Origin of the sequence: Pigmentiphaga sp. NML030171, from assembly GCF_002188635.1 — a bacterium.
In the GTDB taxonomy this organism is placed as follows: Bacteria; Pseudomonadota; Gammaproteobacteria; order Burkholderiales; family Burkholderiaceae_B; genus Pigmentiphaga; species Pigmentiphaga daeguensis.
In genome coordinates this window covers 201,792-219,888 of the sequence record NZ_NINX01000032.1, presented here as the reverse complement: position 1 = coordinate 219,888, position 18,097 = coordinate 201,792, and the positions used below count along the sequence as shown (strand labels likewise).

Below are 18,097 nucleotides of genomic sequence, written 5' to 3'. Positions count from 1 at the left end.
CTCAGGGTATGGCGGTGGTCTCCACCGTCTGCGGGACGACCGTTCCCAGCCGGGCCTTGAGCGATTGCGGTTGTCCCGTGAACAGGGCCGCGTAGTACGTGGCGTTGGACAGCACCTTCTTGACGTAGTCGCGGGTCTCGGTGAAAGGAATGGTCTCGGCGAAGATCGCGCCTTCCACCGGGCCCGGCAGGGTGGCGCGCCAGGTATGGGGCCGCCGGGGACCGGCGTTGTAGCCGGCCGAGGCCAGCAGGGGGGAACCGCCCAGGTCGTCCAGCACGATGCGCAGGTAGCTGGTGCCCAGGGTCAGGTTGGTGTCCATGTCGTTGACCCGGTGCTGCGCGTAGTCGCTCATGCCGATGCGGCGCGCCACCCACTTGGCGGTGGCCGGCATCAGCTGCATCAGGCCGGAGGCGCCCACGCTGGAGCGGGCGTCCATGACGAAGCGCGACTCCTGGCGGATCAGGCCATACACCCAGGTCGCGTCCACGCCGATCTCGCGCGCCTTGTCCACCAACTGGTCGCGGAAGGGCGTCAGGAAGCGCAGGTTGAAGTCGTGCTGGTCGCGCGTGCGCTCGGCGGTGTTCACCGCGCGGTCGTACAGGTTCTCGCGATGCGCGAGCTGGGCGGCGGCCAGCAGTTGCCGGTCGTTCATGCCGCGCAGCGCGTAGTTCCATTCGCGCACCGCTTCGGTGCGCCAGCCCAGGCGGAACAGCGCGACCGCGCGTTGCAGGCCCGGGTTGTACTGCGCCTTGGCCAGCTCGTCCGGGGTGATCGGCGCCGTGGACGTGGGGATGGTGGTGGCGATGCCCAGTTCCTCGGCGGCCAGCTGGCCGTAGAAGTTGAATTGCCCGGCGATGCTGCGGTAGCCGGCCTGGCCTTCCTGCACGGCGCCCAGCGCGACCAGGCCGCGCGAATGCCAGTAGATCCAGGTGGGGTCCTCGCGCATGGCGGGCGGCATTTGCTCGATGTAGCGGTTCAGCGTGCGCCAGTCCACGGGCTGCTGGCGCAGCACCATGCGCGCGCGCCAGCCCTGGTTGTATTCGGTCAGCCTGCCGCCTTCGCCCGCGCGATACCAGGCGACGGCGATCGGGTCGAGCTTGAACGAGGCCTGCAGCGCGAACTGGTTGCGCACCCAGTTGGCGTCGTCGGCCGGCAACTGCCTGGCCCAGCTGCGCTCGAAATAGTCGTAGCCCACCTGCAGATCGTTGCGCGCCAGGCGGCTCAGCGCGGTCACCACCAGCTCGCGGCCGGCGCGGTCGCGCGGCAGCGTGTTCTGCCGCACCAGCCAGATCATGGGCTGGTCCAACAGGCCGTTCAGCGTCTTCTGCTGGGCCGGATCGAACACGTAGCGCGCCATGCGCCGGGCATTGGCCAGCGAGTTGGTCTCCAGCATGTTGCGCATCTGCGTGGCGAAGTCGTCCCACTGCATGACGCCGTCGGCCTGGAGCCGATCGTACAGCGACCAGCAGCTGTCGCCCGGTTCGAACTTGGACATGGCCAGTTGGGCCGTGACCCGTTCGCCGCGCGCGTGCATGGCCAGTAGCACCGCACAGTCCACCTGCGGCGTGTTCACCGTGGTGTCGGCCAGCGTGCGCACGGTGGCGTAGTCGGCCTGCTTGGCGGCGGCCAGCAGCCATTCGCCGCGCAGCCGCTCGGCCAGGTAGGTGCCGCGATGGGCGGCCACGAAGTCGTTCAGCTCGGATTCGGGCAGCGGCTTGCGCGGATCGTTCAGCTGTTGCCGCAGCAGCCAGTACTGCGGATAGGCGGCCAGCACATGGCCTTCCAGGCGCGGGATCAGCGAACGGACGATGTCCCAGTTGCCCGTCTGCACCGCGGTCCGCGCCGCCAGCAGGGCGTCGTCGGACCCGGGCGCCGAGACCTGCGCGCAGGCGCTGCCCATGGCGGCGCTTGCCAGCACGGCGGCAAGTGCTGTAATGCGAATTCTGTTGAGGAGAGCTGAATAGGCCATGGCAGCAAGAATAGCATCGGGTAAACCCAGGGAGGCCACCGCCGCCGCCCTGCGTCCACGCCTGCGCGCCCTGCGCGCGGCCATGAGCGCCACCGAACGCGCCGCGGCCGACGCCCGCATCGTCGGCCTCCTGCAAGGCAGGATACACGACTACCTGGCCGCCGCCCCAAGGAGCGGCAGGCGCGTGGTGCTGTCGGCATTCTGGCCCATCGGCGACGAACCCGACCTGCGCCCCGCCTTGCAGGCCTGGGCCCGCGACGACCGGCTGGAACTGACCCTACCCGTCATCTTGACCAAGGCCGCTCCCCTGGAGTTCCGCGCCTGGACGCCCGATGCCACGATGGCCCCCGGCGCCTACGGCATCCCCGAACCCCGGTCCACCCCGGCCCGCACCCCCGACATCGTCCTGGTCCCGACCCTGGGCTACACCGTCGACGGCGACCGCATCGGCTACGGCGGCGGCTACTACGACCGCACCCTGGCCGCCCTGCGCCAGGGCGGCCACGCGACCCTGGCCCTGGGCATCGCCTACGCCTGCGGCCGCCTGGCCCCCGACGTGCACGTACCCGAGCCGCACGACATGCGGCTCGACGCCATCATCACCGAAGAAGGTTGTATTCCCGGCCCCCACACCACCGGCCAGGGCGCCACACCCGCTACACCATAAGACGCCGCAGGTTGTTTCCGGCCTTGGGGCGCGGGGCGCTGTGAGGCGCATTCGGAGCCGCCGGAGTTGGCGCGGTCGGCGGGGAAGCAAGGGCGTGCATGTCTGAGCGCGGCAGTAGGGACAGTCCGGGGGACTGTCCCCGCGCGAGTTCACGCCCGCCCCGCCGACCGCGCCAACTCCGGGAAGTCCCGGCAAAGCCGGGACCGGCTACGCTGCGCCTCACAGCGCCCCGCGCCCCAAGGCCGGAAACAACCGTCTAAAGAACTCGAACGACCGTCACCGCTCCAACTCTTCCCAAACAGCCTGCGTAGCATCCGCCTGGTTCATCGTATAGAAATGCAACCCCGGTGCCCCCCCATCCAGCAACGTCTGGCAAAGCTCCACCACCACATCGTGCCCGAACGCCCGGATCGAAGCCCGGTCATCCCCGTACGACGCCAGCCGCAACCGTATCCATCGCGGAATCTCCGCCCCGCACATATCCGAGAACCGCGCCAGCTGCGTGTAATTCGTGATCGGCATGATCCCCGGCACGATAGGCGCCAGCACCCCCTTCGCCGTCGCCCGGTCCACGAAATCGAAATACGCATCCGCATTGAAGAAATACTGCGTGATCGCGCTGTTCGCCCCCGCCCGCATCTTCTCCACGAACCGGTCCAGGTCCGCCTCCGGCCCCTGGGCCTGCGGATGCATCTCCGGATACGCCGCCACCTCGATATGGAACCAGTCACCCGTTTCCTTGCGGATGAAATCCACCAGGTCCCGCGCATAGCGCAGCTCGCCCATGTCGCCCATGCCCGACGGCATGTCCCCGCGCAGGGCCACCAGCCGCCGGATCCCGGCCTGCCGGTACGTATGGAGAATCTCGCGCAGGCTCTCGGGCGTCGAACCTATGCACGACAGGTGCGGGGCGGTCTCGTAGCCCAGCTTCTGCAGCATCGATACCGCCAGCATCGTGCCGTCGCGGGTCGAGCCGCCCGCGCCGAAGGTCACGCTGGCGAAATGGGGATGCAGACCTTGCAATTGCTTGGCCGTGCGGACCAGCCTTTCCTGCGCCGGGGTGTCGCGCGGCGGGAAGAATTCCAGGCTGAAGACCGGCGCGGCGTCAGCCGGCGCCGCGTCGGGAAAGACGGATGAACTCACTTGCGGGCAACCTGTAGGAAGAGGGTCAGTTGGGCACGATGGCCGACAACAGGCCCGAGATCAGACTGTAGAGCAGCGCGCCGATGACCGCCCACCAGAATCCGTTGACCTGGAAGCCCTTCAGGATCGAGCCCGCGAACCAGAACAGCAGCGCGTTCAGCACGATCAGGAACAGGCCCAGCGTGACGACCGTGATCGGCAGCGTGAGCAGCACCAGGACCGGCTTGACCAGCGAATTGAGCAGGCCCAGGACCAGCGCCGCGATCAGCGCCGAGCCGAAGCTCGCCACGGTGATGCCGGGCAGCAGATAGGCCACGACCAGCAGTGCCACGGCGTTGAGCAACCAGACGAGTAACAGGGTCATCGCGAACTCCTTGCCAAGGGGAAAAGGGGGCGTCCGGGGCGCGGCGGCCCCGGAAGGGGAACGATCAGTAGCGGTAGTGCTCGGGCTTGTAGGGGCCCTCGACCGGTACGTTGATGTAGGCGGCCTGGTCGGCGCGCAGTTGCGTGAGCTGCGCGCCCAGCTTCTTCAGGTGCAGGCGCGCGACCTTCTCGTCCAGGTGCTTGGGCAGCACGTAGACCTGCCCCTTGGCGTACTTCTCGTTGCGGGTCCAGAGCTCGATCTGGGCGATGGTCTGGTTGGCGAACGAGGACGACATCACGAACGAGGGATGGCCGGTGGCGCAGCCCAGGTTCACCAGCCGGCCCTGCGCCAGCAGGATGATGCGCTTGCCGGAGGGCAGGATGATGTGGTCGACCTGCGGCTTGATCTCTTCCCACTTGTATTGCTTGAGCGAGGCGACGTCGATCTCGTTGTCGAAGTGGCCGATGTTGCAGACGATGGCCTCGTCCTTCATCGCGACCAGGTGCTCGTGCGTGATGACGTGGTAGTTGCCGGTGGCCGTGACGAAGATGTCGGCCTTGTCGGCCGCGTAGTCCATGGTCACGACCTTGTAGCCTTCCATGGCGGCCTGCAGCGCGCAGATGGGATCGACTTCCGTCACCCAGACCTGGGCCCGCAGCGCGGCCAGCGCCTGGGCGCAGCCCTTGCCCACGTCGCCGTAGCCGCACACCACCGCGACCTTGCCCGCGACCATGACGTCGGTGGCGCGCTTGATGCCGTCCACCAGCGACTCGCGGCAGCCGTACAGGTTGTCGAACTTGGACTTGGTGACCGAGTCGTTGACGTTGATCGCGGCGAAGGCCAGCTCGCCCTTCTTGGACATCTGGTAGAGACGGTGCACGCCGGTCGTGGTTTCCTCGGTCACTCCCTTGATCTGGGCGAGACGGGTGGAGTACCACTTCGGATCGCGCTTGAGGGTGTTGCGGATCGAGTCGAACAGCGCGACTTCCTCGTCGCTGCCGGGCTTGGCCAGCACGGTGGCGTCCTGTTCGGCGCGGGTGCCCAGGTGCAGCAGCAGCGTGGCGTCGCCGCCGTCGTCCAGGATCATGTTGGCGTGGGTGCCGGCCGGCCATTCGAAGATCTGGTGAGTGTATTCCCAGTAGTCGGCCAGCGACTCGCCCTTGATCGCGAACACCGGCGTGCCCGAGGCGGCGATGGCCGCGGCGGCGTGGTCCTGGGTCGAGAAGATGTTGCACGAGGCCCAGCGCACGTCGGCGCCGAGGGCCTTGAGCGTCTCGATCAGCACGGCGGTCTGGATGGTCATGTGCAGGCTGCCGGCGATGCGGGCGCCCTTGAGCGGCTGGGTGGCGGCGAATTCCTCGCGGATCGCCATCAGGCCGGGCATTTCGGTTTCGGCGATGCTGATCTCGCGGCGGCCCCAGTTGGCCAGTGCGATGTCGGCGATGCGGTAGTCGGGGGTCTGGGCGTTGGGTACAGCGTTCATGGGGACTCCAAAGTGCTTGCCCTTTGACGCCGCGGCGTGAGCCGGGAAGGCTCGCCGCATGGCCTGCAAGGGGCAGGATGTGGGGCGAGCGCCGTTGCCGTGGACCGGCGCCGCCTGGGGCCGCCGCCGATCCGTTACCTGAGCCTGGCGGCCTGGCGTGGTGCCGGTCGTCGCAACGCTCCTCAGGTGGCAAGCATTGTAGCGGGTTCCCGCGCTGCCGGCATGACAGGCGGGGGCGCGGGACGCGGCCATCCGGTATCAGAATGTCGCGGGGGCCAGGTCCGGATTGCGCTTGAGCTCGGCCAGCAGATAGTCGGCCAGCGCGCGGCAGCGCAGGGGGATATGGTCGCGCTGGGGCAGGTAGAGATGGACGTCGACCTGGCGCGAGACATAGCCGATGGACAAGGGGAGCAGCCTGCCCGCGCGAATGTGCGGTGCCGCGTAGTAGCTGGCGATCTGGCCGATGCCCGCGCCGTGCAGCACCGCGCGGTGCTGGCTTTCGGCGTCCTGCACCGACAGGGCGCCCTCGGGATTGAGCGTGACGATGTCGCCGCCCGACTGGAAGGTCCACGGCCAGAGCCGGCCCGTGCGCGGATGGCGCAGCAGCACGCAGCGGTGGTCGCGCAGGTCGTCCACGTGGCCCGGCACGCCCCATTCGTCCAGGTAGGCCGGCGAGGCGCACAGCACGTGGTTGAAGGTTCCGGCCTTGCGGGCGACCAGCGAGCTGCTGGGAAGCTCGCCGCCGATGATGCCCACGTCCACCCCGTGTTCGACCACGTCCGGCAACTGGTTCAGGGTCAGCATGTCGACCCGGACCTGGGGGTAACGGTCCATGAAGCGCCCCATCAGCGGCGCGACGAGTTCAAAGCTGATGGCATAGGGCAGCGCCAGCCTGACCGTGCCCACCATCTGCTCGGTGCGGTCGCGCAGGACGTCGAGTCCGCCCTGGATGGTTTCCATGCCGGCGCGGCAGCGCTCATGGAAGGCCCGGCCTTCCTCGGTCAGGTTGATGCTGCGGGTGGTGCGGTAGAACAGGCGCACGCCCACCTGCTGCTCGAGCTGCCGGATCTGGGCGCTGACGGCCTGCGGCGTCACGCCCAGCGTGCGGGCCGCCTTGCTGAAGCTGCCCGCTTCCGCCGCCCGGGCGAACGTGACGATGAGCCGCAAGTGGTCCATATTTACAAATGCAGCTTGAAAGTGATTCAAGCGATTATCCACTACACGATAAATATCGACCACCCTAGACTGCGTCTGCATCGAACGCCTTCGGGGAGATGAATATGGATGGCAAGCGCAAGGACGGCATGCGGCCGGGCCGGCGGGCGGGATTGCGCGCCGGGGCCGGGCTGGCCGCCTGTTGGCTCGCGGGTGGAGGCCTGCTGCCCCGGCCCGCGCTGGCCCAGGGGTTTCCCGCCAGGCCGGTGACGCTGGTCGTGCCCTTTCCGCCCGGGGGCGGGGTGGACCCCATCGCGCGGCTGCTGAGCGAGAAGCTGGGCAAGGCCTGGGGGCAGCCGGTGGTGGTCAGCAACCGCCCCGGCGGCGGCAGCAGCATAGGTACCGGCATCGTCGCCCGCGCCGAACCCGACGGCTACACCCTGCTGGTCACCGCCAACACCTTCGCCATGGCTCCTCACGTCCTGCCCCGGAACCTGGGCTACAGCTTCGACGTGCAGCGGGACTTCACGCCCATCGCGATGATTTCCTCCACGCCCATGCTGCTGCTGGCGCATCCCGGCCTGGGCGTGAAGAACGCCCGCGAGCTGGCCGAGCTGGCCCGGACCGGGCCGCCCCTGGCCTACGCGACCTCCGGCAACGGGTCGCCCATGCACATCGCCGGCGAGCTGTTCAACCGCACCGCCGGCCTGTCGCTGCTGCATTCCCCCTACCGGGGCGTGGGGCCGGCGCTGAACGACGCGCTGGGCGGGCAGGTCAAGCTCATCTACCTCGGCTATGGCGGCGCCAAGCCCTACATCGAGACCGGGAGGCTGGTGCCGCTCGCCGTCGTGGACCAGCGCCGCAGCCCGCTGATCCCCGACCTGCCCACGATGGCCGAGCAGGGGTTCCCGGGCGTGTTCGTGGACATCTGGTTCGGCGTCTACGGCCCGGCGGGGATGGCGCCCGCGCTGGCCGACCGCCTGAACGCCCGGATCAACGCGGCGCTGCGCGAGCCGGATGCCGTGGAGCACTTCAAGCAGCGCGGCGAACTGGTGGTGGGCGGGCCGCGCGAGGTGCTGGCCAAGGCCACGCGCGACGACTACGAGCGCTACGGCGAGATCGTCAAACGCTTCAAGATCCAGGCGGATTGAGCCATGTCCGCGCCCAACTTCCTGATCTTCATCACCGACCAGCACCGGGCCGACCACCTGGGCTGCTATGGCAATCCCGTGCTGCGCACGCCCCACATCGACGCGCTGGCCTCGACGGGCGTCCGCGCCGAGCGTTTCTACGCCGCCAGCACGACCTGCATGTCGAACCGCGCGACGCTGATGACGGGGCGCCTGCCGTCGGTGCACGGTGTCGTCCACAACGGCATCAACCTGTCGCTGGACCAGACCACCTTCGTGGAACTGCTGCGGGACGCGGGCTATGCCACCGCGCTGATCGGCAAGTCGCACCTGCAATGTTTCGGCTACGACCATCCCGACAAACGAGCCTGGCGTCCCGTCGAGGGACGCCGGTCGCCCGCCGAAGGCCTGCGCGACGCCACCAAGCGGCCGCGCATGGGCGAAGGCTACGACAACGAATGGACGCCGGACTGGAAGGCGGGGCGGCGCCGGCGCGTCGACACGCCCTACTACGGCTTCGATCACGTCGAACTGTGCACGCTGCACGGCGACCAGGTGCAGGGCGACTATGCCCGCTGGCTGGCCGGGCGCCATCCGGATCCGGACAGCCTTCGCGGACGGGACCATGCGCTGCCCGCCCAGGGGTACGGGGCGCCCCAGGCCTGGCGCACGCGCCTGCCGGAATCGCTCTATCCTTCGTCCTACATCGGCGAGCGGGCCTGCGGCTGGCTGGAGTCCCTGGCCGCGCAAGCCGGGCCGAAGGCACCGTTTTTCCTGATGTGTTCTTTTCCCGATCCACACCATCCCTTCACGCCGCCAGGCAGGTTCTGGGATATGTACGATCCGGCCGGCGTGCCGCTACCGGCGTCGTTCCATGCACCCGGCGCTTCGCCGCTGGTGCGGAGCGTGCACGATTACGGCCGCGGCGGCGGCACGCGCGAGGGCTATACCGCCTTCCCCGTCTCGGAACGCGAGTGCCGCGAGATCACGGCCCTGACCTACGGCATGATCGGCCTGATCGACGAGCAGGTCGGCCGCGTGATGGCGACGCTGGACCGCCTGGGCATGCGCGAGGACACGATCGTCATCTTCACCAGCGATCACGGCGACATGATGGGGGACCACGGCGTCATGCTGAAGGGGCCCATGCACTACCAGGGCGTGGTCAGGGTGCCGTTCATCTGGAGCGATCCCGCGTTGCCGGAAGCTCGGCCCGGCACGGTATGCAAGGCGCCGGCCGGAACCCTGGACATCGCCGCCACCGTGCTGGACCGGGCAGGCATCGCTTCCTACAACGGCATGCAGGGCTTGAGCCTGCTCGATGTCCTGCATCGCGGCGCTTCGTTGCCGCGGCCGGGCGTGCTGGTGGAGAACGAGCCGGTCATGTTCCAGTTCGGCCGTCCGCGGCGCTTTCGCCTGCGCACGCTGTTGACGGGGAGATGGCGGATCACGCAGTCGGACGACCGGGCGCTGTGCGAGCTCTATGACCTGGAGCAAGATCCGCTGGAGCAGCACAATCTCTGGGACGATCCGGCCGCGGCCGGCCGGCGCGCCGAGCTGACCGATCTCCTGCTGGCCTCCATGATCGAGCACGCCGACGCATCGCCGCTGCCCGCCGGGGTTGCCTGAGGCGTCAGCGGTGGCCGTGCGGCGGGTGCAGGTCCGGATAGACCAGGGATAGCAGCGCCAGGTCCCGCAGGTCTTCGGTGGACAGGTCGGTTGGCGCCAGCGTGCCCAGGGCCCGCATGCCCTTGCGCAGCCAGGCGCGCGACTCGCGTCCGTCGGCGAAATAGCTGCCGGCGAAGATCAGCGCCTTGGCGATATCCGGGCGCGGGCCGTCGCGCCACTGGCGCGAGAAGAAGTGGCGCAGGTAGCGGACCTGGACCACGAGACTGCGGCGGGTGGTCTCGCTGGCCAGCCCGCCGCCGCGCAGATCCCATTTGATCCAGTTGACGATGCGGGGCGCCAGGCTGGGCGCTTCCCATCCGGGGCCGCGGCCCGGACCGTTGGCGACCGCCCAGTTCAATACCAGCGCCCGGTGCCACTCCCGTCGCTGCTCGGCGTCGGCGGCGTTCAGGTCGTCGAAGCGGTGCAGCTGGCCGATCCAGTCCTGGCCCCAGGGCTGATGATGCCAGCCGCGCGAATCCGGCAGGACGCGTTCGATGCCCTGGAAGGAAAAGGCCCGGGGAGCGGTCATGGAGCGGGGGCCGCTGCCGGCCGGCCAGCGCCGCGCGGCGGGCCGCAGCGACGGCGACCGGCCATGGACGGGGTCCATCAGATAGCGCTCGTGGCGCTTCAACCCATGGACGTAGTCGCGGACGAAACGGGACAGGAGGCGGCGCAATCCGGCCGGCGGGCGCCGGTCGCCCCGGACGTGGCCTGCCCCGCCGGTGGCCTGCCGGGTCACAGGAAGTGGCGCAGATCCGTCAGGCACGGGGACTTGAGGTGACGGGCTAGGCATGGCGTCTTGGGCGGAACGGACAAGGTGAAGGGGACGCCGGGCTCGAGCAGGAGGACGATCTGGAAGTCCCGCGGCAAGTGGGGGTATAGCGGCGTCAGTTCTCCCAGATCGAGGTTCGGCAGGGAGACGTTCAGGAACAGCGTCGTCGGCTGCCATTCGGCCAGGACCTGGACGAGGTGCCGCCGGTCGTGCACGGCGCGCGCATGGCAGCCCTGCTGGCTGAGGAAGTCGCAGACATCGGCGCAGAACCGCTTGCCCATGTCGGCCACCAGCACGCGCTTGTTGGTGCGCGCGGGCGGGGGGGAGGGCGAGGCGACGGCCAGGGCGAAGTCATTGCGGGGGATGCGCTTGGCGCTGCGGCGCGGCGTCTTGCGCGCGGGGCGGGCCTTGGCCGCGGGGGCGGCCGGTTCGTTCCGGGCGGGGGCGGCGGTCATGGTGGCGGTCCGGTCAGTGACGTTCGCCCGCGCAGGCCGCCAGGCGCCACGGGCTGGGCCGCAGCCAGGGAGCATGCAGCGCGGGAAGGCCCGCCAGGACGCCCTGGATCCATACGCCCGCCTCGCGCGGCAGGCGCAGCAGGTCGGCGGGATCGTCCACGCCCTGGATGACGACCGCCGGCGCCAGCCGGCGGCACAGGCGGATCAGGCCGGAGGTGCCGCCCACGCCGTGCAGGCGGCGCGCGCGATGCAGGTATGCCGGAGCGATCCTGACGATGTCGGGACGGGCATCGAGCAGGAAGTCCACGGTGCCGCCGGCCGCGCCGAAATCGTCGATGGCCAGCAGGCAGCCCAGTTTGCGCAGCCGGCCGGCAAGGCCGAGGGCTTGCCGCGATTCCAGCCTGTCGTCGCTCTGGGCCAGTTCGATCACCAGCCGCCGGGCGAGCCGGTTGTCGGCGCGCAGTTCGTCCAGCAGGGGGGCCCAGCCGGCCTCGTCGGCCAGCATGTCCGGCGAGACGGAGCAGCCCAGCGTGATCCAGGGGTGGTCACGCAGGACCGCCATCACGGCCTGGACAAGCGCAAGGCCGGGCGCGTCCCGCGCGTCGTCGTCGGGCGATGCCAGCAGGCGGGACGTGACGCTCTGGTAGAGGTTGCGGGTGCCATCCAGCAGCGACGAGACAGGCTGGAACGCCAGGGCCCGGGCGCCGGGTCCGGGCATGTCGACGTAAGCGGGCGGCGGGGCGGGAAAGGAGAGAGGGAGGGCCGGCTGCGCTGGCGATGGATGGGTAACCTGCATGGAATGCTGCCTTCGACGTCAGTTCTCTCGACCTGCCGTCCATGCCTATGGACCGATAGTCAAGAATGCAAGGATAAGGGGGGCATCGCATCTTTATCTGAGCAAATCTGAGCAAGCGGCCCCGATTCCGCGATTCAGATCGTGGCGGCCATGGTGCGGCTGCAGTCCAGGACCAGGTCCAGCATGGCCTGGGACGCCGGGCTCAGGCTGGCGTCGCGCAGCGTTATCAGGTCGAGGCTGCGGGTTGCGCCCTGGTCGGCCAGGGGCAGCAGGCGGACGGTCCGGCTGGCGGTGACGGCCATGGTCGGCAGCAGCGTGACGCCGAAGCCCTGGGCCACGAAGGTCAGCAGCGACGTGGTGTTGTGCAGGTTCAGCGGCGCCTGTTCCACCAGGCGCGACAGTTCGGGCGAGGAAAAGCGCGAACACAGGCCGTTGGCGATGAACTCGGCCGGATCGATGTCGCGCCAGCGGACCGGCCGTTTCAGCGCGTTCAGGCGGTGCCCGGCGGGGCAGACCAGCACGAAGGGATCCTTCAGCAGCGGTTCGGCCTTCAGGTCCGGGTCGGCATTGGAGGCGGGCGCCGTGGCGATGCCGAAGTCGACGACGCCGGCGGAAACGGCCTGGATCACTGCCGCCGAATCGATGTCCCGCAGGTCGATGCGCACGCCGGGGCGGGTCGCCCGCATGCGGGCAATGGCGGCCGGCAGCAGACGGGTGGCCGCCGACGGCACGGCGGCGATCCGGGCGATGCCCTGGCCGCCCTGCGCGTAGCCGCGCATCTGGGCCAGCGCGGCATCGAAGGCATGCAGCGCCCGCTGCGCCTGGAGATGCACGTGCCGGCCCAGCGGCGTCAGCCGGTTCTTGCGCTCTCCTTCGAACAAGGCGCCGCCCAGTTCCGCTTCGATCTGCTTGAGGGTCATCGACACCGCGGCGGGCGTGCGGCCCACCCTGTCCCCCGCCTCGACCAGCGCCCCGGTGTCCACCACCGCCACGAAAGTCCGTAGTTGGTCGATCTTCATTCAAGAAAAATTTGAATTTATTGAATATCTTTTAGTTTGACTGAATTTCATCCGGATCTCTACAGTTCCGCTACCAATGACGCAGGAGCTGGAACCGGGAATGGGCATCGACAGGTCGCAACCCTTTCGCATCGACGGGCTGCAATACAACAACTGGTCCGAGAAAATCTTCCGCCAATGGCGGGAAGGCGGCCTGGACGCCGTGCACGTCACCATCGCGTATCACGAGAACTTCCGTGAGATGGTGCAGGTCATCGAGCGCTGGAACCGCTGGTTCGAGACTTTCCCCGAGCTCATCGTCCTGGCCCGCGGCGCCGACGACGTGCGCCGGGCCCGCGAGGAGGGGCGCACGGCGGTCGTGTTCGGCTGCCAGAATCCTTCGCCCATCGAGGACGACATCGGGCTGGTGGAAGTGCTGCACACGCTGGGCGTGCGCTTCATGCAGCTCACCTACAACAACCAGTCGCTGCTGGCCAGCGGCTGCTACGAAGCGAACGACGGTGGCGTCACGCGCATGGGGCGCGAGGTCATACGCGAGATGAACCGCGTCGGCCTGGTGATCGACATGAGCCACTCGGGCGAGCGTTCGACGCTGGAGGCGATCGAGCTGTCGCGGCGTCCCATCGTCGTCAGCCACGCCAATCCGCACGCCTGGGCGCCCGCGTTGCGCAACAAGTCGGATACGGTCATCAAGGCGCTGGCCGCGTCCGGCGGCATGCTGGGCTTTTCCCTGTATCCCCATCACCTGAAGGACAAGTCCGCCTGCCGGCTGGAAGCGTTCTGCGAGATGGTGGCCCGCACCGCCGAGCTGGCCGGCGTGGAGTCGTTGGGCATAGGTTCGGACCTGTGCCAGGACCAGCCGGACTCCGTCGTGCAGTGGATGCGGATGGGGCGCTACACCAAGCGCATGGACTACGGCGAAGGATCGGCCGCGCAGCCGGGGTTCCCGCCGCAGCCCGACTGGTTCCGGGACAGCCGCGACATGGCCAGGATCGAGGCCGGGCTGCGCGCCGTCGGCTTCTCCGAACGGGACACCGCGATGGTGCTGGGCGAGAACTGGCTGCGCTTCTTCGAGGCGGGTTTCGGACCCATGCAGGCCGAGACGCGGGAGGCGGCGTGATGAGCATCCACAGAGTCGGGCCCGGCAAGCGCATGTCGGAAATCTCGGTCTTCAACGGCGTCCTGTACCTGGCGGGCCAGGTGCCCCGGGAGACACGCGGGCGCGACATACGCGAACAGACGGCCGAAGTGCTGGCCATGATCGACGGGCTGCTGGAAGGCTCGGGCAGCAACCGGTCCCGGCTGCTGTCCTGCCAGATATTCCTGCGGGACATGGCGCTGTTCGCGTCCATGAACGAAGTCTGGGATGCCTGGGTCGCCGCCGGCCAGGCCCCGGCCCGCGCCACGGTGCAGGCCGCGCTGGCTTCGCCCGGGTGCGACATAGAAATCGTCGCGGTCGCCGCGGCCTGAACCGTCAAGAAGGAGACCTTTCATGTCCATGCATCGCGTTGCCGCCGCCGTCCTGGCGCTGTCGTGTGCCGCGGGCGCCCACGCGGCGTCCTTTCCCGGCAAGATGATCCACCTGGTCGTGCCTTTTCCCCCCGGCGGCGTGGCCGATCTCGTGACGCGCACGGTGGGCCAGAAGGTGGCCCAGGACATCGGCCAGCCCGTGGTGGTCGACAACAAGCCGGGCGCAAGCGGCATCATCGGCGCCGAGCACGTGGCGCGGGCGGCGCCCGACGGCTATACGCTGCTGGTGGCGAACCTGCCGGTCATGTCCATCAACGAGCTGCAATACTCGGACCTGCCTTATTCCGCGAGCCGCGATTTCACGCCCGTCGTCATGCTGGCGGACCAACCGTACATCATCGCCGCCAAGCCCGGCCTGCCGGTCGCCGACCTGGCCGCATTCACCCGGCTGGCCAAACAGAAGCCGGGCGCGCTGACCTTCGGCTCGGCGTCCATCTCGACCTACCTGGCGGGCGAGCTTTTCAACGCGCGGGCCGGTACGCGGATGACGCACGTGCCCTACAAGGGCAGCGCTCCCGCCATCAACGACCTGCTGGGCGGGCACATCGACCTGCTGCTCGATCCCGTCATCACGCTGCTGCCGCATGCGCGCGCCGGGAAGATCCAGGCGCTGGCGGTGACCTCGCCCACGCGCATCGACATCGCGCCCGAGATCCCGACCTACAAGGAAGCCGGCCTGGAAGGGCTGGACATCACCTCCTGGCAGGGCATCGTGGCGCCCGCGGGAACGCCGCGCGAGGTGGTCGAGACCTTGAACGCGGCGTTCAACCGCGCGCTCAAGTCGCCCGAGGTCGCGGCGCCCTTGAAGGAGCAGGGAGTCTCGGTGAAAGGCGGATCCGCCGCCCAGTTCGCCGCCTTCGTCGAGGCCGAGAACCAGCGCTGGGCGAAGCTGGCCCGGGAAGTAGGCTTCCAGCCCACCAAGCGCTAGGAGGCCGCGCATGTCTGACGCCGATGAACGCCTGCGCGCGCTGGGGCTCGCGTTGCCGCCGCCCACGCCCACGCTGTTCTCCTACGCGCCGGCGATCCGGTACCGCGATACCGTCCACGTAGCCGGACAGATACCCAAGACCGGGGCGGATACGCTGCTGGCGCAGGGCGTCGTGGGCGAATCGGTGGACGCCGCCGCGGGCCGCGAGGCCGTCAGGCTGTGCGTGCTGCATGCCCTGGCATGGGTGAAGCACCTGGCCGGCGGCACGCTCGCCGACGTCGAGCGGGTACTGCGCGTGAACTACTTCTTCCAGGTCGGCCGCGAACGCGGCGGGTGGTCGCAACTGGCCGATGAAGGGTCCGAGCTGCTGGTCGCGCTGTTCGGCGAGCGCGGACGCCATCCGCGTTCCGTCATCGGCGTGAGCGAACTGCCGCGCAACGCGCCGGTGCTGGTGGACCTGGACATCGCGCTCCGGGAAGGCGCCCCCGGCGCCTGAAGCCCGGGGCCGCTACACCGCGCCCTGCGGGTACCAGTCCAGGTCGGCCTTTTCGCGGTTCGGATCGGCGGGCACCTGCAGCTCCAGCAAACGCGAGGCGATCGCGGTCCAGCTGTGCTCCAGCGCGTGCTGGCGGATGTCGGTGCCCGACAGTTCCAGCGCCCCCATGCAGGCCGCGCGCAGGTTGTCGTGCAGGACGCCGGTGCGTCCTTCGCTTACGACCGCCATCGGCGCCTCGCTGCGATAGGCGGCCACCGGCGTGCCGCAGGCGATCGCCTCCAGCATGACCAGGCCGAAGGTATCGGTCTGGCTGGGGAAGACGAACACGTCGGCGCCCGCGTAGTAGCGCGCCAGCTCGCCGTGCGGCTTCATGCCCAGGAACACCGCGCCGGGATACTTGCGCCGCAGCCGCGCCTCGTCCGGCCCGCCGCCCACCACGACCTTGGTGCCTGGCAAGTCCAGGGACAGGAAGGCATCGAGGTTCTTTTCCCTGGCCAGGCGGCCGACGCTCAGGAAGATGGGGCCGGGGTAGGGCAGCGCGCCGCCCGCTTCGGGACGAAAACGCTCGGTATCCACGCCGCGCGCCCAGATGTGGAGGTTGCCCAGGCCCCTGGCCGCGAGCGTGTCGCGCACGGTGGGCGTCGGGACCAGCACCCGCTGCGAGGGGCGGTGGAACCAGCGCATGAAGCGCCAGGTCCAGTTCGCCGGGATGCCCATCCGGGCCTGGAGATAGTCCGGGAACATGGTGTGGAAGGACGTGGTGTAGCGCCATCCCCGTTGCCGCGCCAGCCGCCGCGCCGCCAGGCCCAGCGGCCCTTCGGTGGCGATGTGCAGGGTGTCCGGCTCGCGGCCCGCCAGGGTGCGCAACAGGTGCCGGCGCGGTTCCACGCACAGCCGCACGTCGGGTTCGGTCGGGGTGGGGATGGTGCGGCTGCCGACCGGGCTGACGACGATGAGTTCGTGGCCCCAGGAGGTCAGCGTTTTCTGCATGTACGTCCAGGTATGGACGACGCCGTTGATTTGCGGATGCCAGGCATCCGTGACGAGGACGATGCGCATGGGCCGTAGGGGTCGGTGCGATGGCGCCTATTTAGCCTGCGGCATGTGACAGGCCGAAGACTGTCATGATGCGGGCGCCACGGCCCGGCCCGCCGATCAGCCCTTGCGCCGCGGGTAGCCCTGGGCCCGGATCCGCTGCCACACCGCCTGTTTTTCCTCGGGACTCATCTGCACCCAGTTGGCGACTTCCATGGCGGTACGGCCGCATCCGCGGCAGATGTCGTCGAACAGGGTGGAGCACACCGCCACGCAGGGCGAATCGGGGGTGGAGGAGGGAGCGGGAGAGTCGGAAACGGGTAACTTGGCGGTCATATCGCGGCAGTGTAACGCCAACCGCCGCCCCTTCCGGCCAGGGCCGCCCGGCCCGCATATCCTTACTTCGAACGATTGGTTCCAGGAAGCGCCGGGGTGTTCTAGCATAGTCGGTTCCTTCCATTCTCCACCGACGCATCCATCATGACCTTGGCCACCACCCGCCTGGGCCGCACCGGCCTGACCGTCAGCCGCCTCGCGCTCGGCACCATGACCTTCGGCCTGCAGACCGAGGAATCCGTCGCCCGCCAGATCCTGGACAAGGCGGCCCAGGGCGGCATCAACTTCCTGGACACCGCCGACGTCTATCCGCTGGGCGGCGGCTTGAACACCATAGGCGCCACCGAGGAAATCCTGGGCCGCTGGCTGCGCGACGCGCCGGGCGGGCGCGCCGGCTTCGTCGTGGCGACCAAGGCCTTCGGCCGGACCGGTCCGCACCCCTGGGACCAGGGATCGTCGCGCAAGCACCTGTTGGATGCGATCGACGCCTCGCTCGCGCGTCTGCAGACGGACTACGTCGATCTCTACCAGCTGCATGGCGACGACACGCGCACGCCGCTGGACGAGACCCTGGAGGCCCTGGATACCATCGTGCGTTCCGGCCGCGCCCGCTATGTGGGCGTGTCCAACTTCCTGGCGTACCGCCTGGCCCGCGCGCTGGGCAAGTCCGAGCTGCATGGCCTCGTGCGCTTCGTCTCGGTGCAGCCCCGCTACAGCCTGCTGTTCCGCGAGATCGAGCGCGAACTGCTGCCGCTGGCGCAGGAAGAGGGCCTGGGCGTGATTCCGTACAACCCGCTGGCCGGCGGCCTGCTGACCGGCAAGCATCGCCGCGGCGCGCCCACCGAAGGCACCCGTTTCACGCTGGGCACCGCGGCCGAGCGCTACCAGGAACGCTACTGGGCTGACCGGTATTTCGACACGGTCGATGCGCTGCAGGCGCTGGCCAAGGAGGCGGGCGTGTCGTTGACGACGCTGTCGGTGGCGTGGGTGCTGGCCAACCCGGCCGTCACCGCGCCGCTGCTGGGCGCGAGCCGGCCCGGTCAACTGGACGATACGCTGGCGGCGGCGGACTACGTGCTGGACGCGGACCTGAAGCAGCGGCTGGACGAACTGACCCAGGTCTATCGCTGGGGCGATTCGGCGCGTTAGCT

General features: G+C 69.1%; 19 protein-coding genes and 1 riboswitch. Of the genes, 8 read left to right on the top strand and 11 right to left on the bottom strand.

The features are described from left to right. Position 1: 1 nt before the first annotated feature. Positions 2-1,918, bottom strand: coding sequence for a lytic transglycosylase domain-containing protein (locus CDO46_RS12125; RefSeq protein WP_254914591.1), 1,917 nt, complete (start codon positions 1,916-1,918; stop codon positions 2-4). A 49-nt stretch (positions 1,919-1,967) separates the two neighbouring features. Here CDO46_RS12125 and CDO46_RS12120 point away from each other — a divergent pair, with 49 nt between their 5' ends. Next, complete coding sequence (locus CDO46_RS12120) at positions 1,968-2,636, top strand: 5-formyltetrahydrofolate cyclo-ligase (protein ID WP_087838717.1); 669 nt, start codon at positions 1,968-1,970, stop codon at positions 2,634-2,636. A 276-nt stretch (positions 2,637-2,912) separates the two neighbouring features. Here CDO46_RS12120 and metF read toward each other — a convergent pair whose 3' ends face one another. The 4 genes from metF to CDO46_RS12100 form a co-directional block, all read right to left on the bottom strand. After that, positions 2,913-3,779: a methylenetetrahydrofolate reductase [NAD(P)H] gene (gene metF / locus CDO46_RS12115; protein WP_087838716.1), complete on the bottom strand. Its 867-nt coding sequence runs from the start codon at positions 3,777-3,779 to the stop codon at positions 2,913-2,915. Between the two features lie 25 nt (positions 3,780-3,804). Beyond that, positions 3,805-4,143, bottom strand: a complete 339-nt coding sequence (locus tag CDO46_RS12110) for a phage holin family protein (protein ID WP_087838715.1) — start codon at positions 4,141-4,143, stop codon at positions 3,805-3,807. Positions 4,144-4,207: 64 nt separating this feature from the next. Beyond that, the gene (gene ahcY / locus CDO46_RS12105; RefSeq protein ID WP_087838713.1) at positions 4,208-5,626 is read right to left on the bottom strand and encodes an adenosylhomocysteinase; all 1,419 of its coding nucleotides are present in this window, start codon (positions 5,624-5,626) and stop codon (positions 4,208-4,210) included. A 79-nt stretch (positions 5,627-5,705) separates the two neighbouring features. Beyond that, positions 5,706-5,816: riboswitch (S-adenosyl-L-homocysteine riboswitch) on the bottom strand. A gap of 68 nt (positions 5,817-5,884) precedes the next feature. Then, positions 5,885-6,802, bottom strand: a complete 918-nt coding sequence (locus CDO46_RS12100; RefSeq protein WP_165963126.1) for a LysR family transcriptional regulator — start codon at positions 6,800-6,802, stop codon at positions 5,885-5,887. Positions 6,803-6,906: 104 nt separating this feature from the next. On the opposite strand from CDO46_RS12100, the gene CDO46_RS12095 reads away from it, so the two are divergent. Together CDO46_RS12095 and CDO46_RS12090 are read left to right on the top strand one after the other, a co-directional pair. Beyond that, on the top strand, positions 6,907-7,932 hold the full coding sequence (locus tag CDO46_RS12095; RefSeq protein WP_254914590.1) for a tripartite tricarboxylate transporter substrate binding protein: 1,026 nt from the start codon (positions 6,907-6,909) through the stop codon (positions 7,930-7,932). Positions 7,933-7,935: 3 nt separating this feature from the next. Next, positions 7,936-9,540: a sulfatase-like hydrolase/transferase gene (locus tag CDO46_RS12090; protein ID WP_087838711.1), complete on the top strand. Its 1,605-nt coding sequence runs from the start codon at positions 7,936-7,938 to the stop codon at positions 9,538-9,540. Between the two features lie 4 nt (positions 9,541-9,544). Here the strand turns inward: CDO46_RS12090 and CDO46_RS12085 are convergent, their stop codons facing one another. The 4 genes from CDO46_RS12085 to CDO46_RS12070 form a co-directional block, all read right to left on the bottom strand. Further along, positions 9,545-10,318: a hypothetical protein gene (locus tag CDO46_RS12085; protein ID WP_087838710.1), complete on the bottom strand. Its 774-nt coding sequence runs from the start codon at positions 10,316-10,318 to the stop codon at positions 9,545-9,547. After that, positions 10,315-10,806, bottom strand: a complete 492-nt coding sequence (locus CDO46_RS12080) for a hypothetical protein (RefSeq protein WP_087838709.1) — start codon at positions 10,804-10,806, stop codon at positions 10,315-10,317. The genes CDO46_RS12085 and CDO46_RS12080 overlap by 4 nt, the downstream gene beginning before the upstream one ends. A gap of 13 nt (positions 10,807-10,819) precedes the next feature. After that, on the bottom strand, positions 10,820-11,524 hold the full coding sequence (locus tag CDO46_RS12075) for an EAL domain-containing protein (protein ID WP_165404393.1): 705 nt from the start codon (positions 11,522-11,524) through the stop codon (positions 10,820-10,822). Positions 11,525-11,736: 212 nt separating this feature from the next. Continuing rightward, a complete protein-coding gene (locus tag CDO46_RS12070; RefSeq protein WP_087838707.1) occupies positions 11,737-12,621 on the bottom strand; it encodes a LysR family transcriptional regulator in 885 nt (294 codons plus the stop codon). A gap of 100 nt (positions 12,622-12,721) precedes the next feature. Here CDO46_RS12070 and CDO46_RS12065 point away from each other — a divergent pair, with 100 nt between their 5' ends. Genes CDO46_RS12065 through CDO46_RS12050 form a run of 4 tightly spaced genes read left to right on the top strand, consistent with a single transcriptional unit; the run spans position 12,722 to position 15,575 of the window. Further along, positions 12,722-13,741: a membrane dipeptidase gene (locus CDO46_RS12065; protein ID WP_176400719.1), complete on the top strand. Its 1,020-nt coding sequence runs from the start codon at positions 12,722-12,724 to the stop codon at positions 13,739-13,741. Further along, positions 13,741-14,091 carry a RidA family protein gene (locus CDO46_RS12060; RefSeq protein WP_087838706.1) on the top strand — a complete coding sequence of 117 codons (351 nt, stop codon included), beginning with the start codon at positions 13,741-13,743 and terminating at the stop codon, positions 14,089-14,091. The genes CDO46_RS12065 and CDO46_RS12060 overlap by 1 nt, the downstream gene beginning before the upstream one ends. A 22-nt stretch (positions 14,092-14,113) precedes the next feature. Continuing rightward, positions 14,114-15,079, top strand: a complete 966-nt coding sequence (locus CDO46_RS12055; protein ID WP_087838705.1) for a tripartite tricarboxylate transporter substrate binding protein — start codon at positions 14,114-14,116, stop codon at positions 15,077-15,079. A gap of 10 nt (positions 15,080-15,089) precedes the next feature. Continuing rightward, on the top strand, positions 15,090-15,575 hold the full coding sequence (locus tag CDO46_RS12050; RefSeq protein ID WP_087838704.1) for a RidA family protein: 486 nt from the start codon (positions 15,090-15,092) through the stop codon (positions 15,573-15,575). Positions 15,576-15,587: 12 nt separating this feature from the next. Here CDO46_RS12050 and CDO46_RS12045 read toward each other — a convergent pair whose 3' ends face one another. Both CDO46_RS12045 and CDO46_RS12040 read right to left on the bottom strand, forming a co-directional pair. Then, positions 15,588-16,634, bottom strand: coding sequence for a glycosyltransferase family 1 protein (locus CDO46_RS12045; RefSeq protein ID WP_087838703.1), 1,047 nt, complete (start codon positions 16,632-16,634; stop codon positions 15,588-15,590). Between the two features lie 96 nt (positions 16,635-16,730). Continuing rightward, a complete protein-coding gene (locus tag CDO46_RS12040; RefSeq protein ID WP_087838702.1) occupies positions 16,731-16,946 on the bottom strand; it encodes a DUF1289 domain-containing protein in 216 nt (71 codons plus the stop codon). 150 nt (positions 16,947-17,096) lie between these two features. Here CDO46_RS12040 and CDO46_RS12035 point away from each other — a divergent pair, with 150 nt between their 5' ends. After that, positions 17,097-18,095: an aldo/keto reductase gene (locus tag CDO46_RS12035; protein ID WP_217896309.1), complete on the top strand. Its 999-nt coding sequence runs from the start codon at positions 17,097-17,099 to the stop codon at positions 18,093-18,095. Positions 18,096-18,097: the final 2 nt, after the last annotated feature.